A 202-nucleotide genomic window follows, 5' to 3' on the forward strand; every position below is an offset into this window, starting at 1 on the left:
CGACGTGATCACCTTCACCACATCACCGATCTCCTGCGAGCTCGTCCCCAGCTTCTGCACCGTCACATTCGTCGACGCCGCACGATCCGTCGCACGATTCGCCACCTTCGCCGCCTCGTTCGAGTTCTGCGCGATCTCCCGAATCGACGCCCCCATCTGCTCAGCCCCAGCAGCCACCGTCCGCACATTCTGAGAAACCTGC

The 202-nt window shown here is 62.9% G+C and carries 1 pseudogene; it reads right to left on the minus strand.

What is annotated here, in order from left to right:
- Nucleotides 1-202 (minus strand): annotated as a pseudogene (locus tag IE95_RS21195) (methyl-accepting chemotaxis protein); the annotation flags it as partial.

It is taken from the genome of Oerskovia turbata, from assembly GCF_000718325.1.
Lineage (GTDB): Bacteria > Actinomycetota > Actinomycetes > Actinomycetales > Cellulomonadaceae > Oerskovia > Oerskovia turbata.